The organism is Streptomyces sp. AB3(2024), assembly GCF_041862025.1.
Lineage (GTDB): Bacteria > Actinomycetota > Actinomycetes > Streptomycetales > Streptomycetaceae > Streptomyces.
In genome coordinates, this window is record NZ_JBGWAB010000445.1 from 1 (window position 1) to 221 (window position 221).

Annotated in this window: 1 protein-coding gene; it reads left to right on the forward strand. The window is 67.0% G+C overall.

The features are described from left to right. Positions 1-24 precede the first annotated feature (24 nt). The coding region (locus ACEPPI_RS41165; RefSeq protein WP_373920334.1) for a hypothetical protein at positions 25-221 on the forward strand (197 nt) is incomplete at its 3' end.

Here is a 221-nt window from a genome sequence, read left to right on the forward strand (position 1 = left end):
GTGATGTTGGAGTAGGACACCAGCTTGGAGTCGGCGACCATCAAAAAGGTGTTGGTGCCGGCCATCGCCCGCAGGTCCTTCATCGCTCCGACGACCTGGCTGACCTCGGCCCGCGGCGCCGTCGAAGACCCGGGAGTGGACGGGGATACCGCCGTCGGCGGTCACCGCGAGCCCGGCCTGGACCTGTTTCAAATCCAGGCGCCGGTCCTTGGGATGCCCGT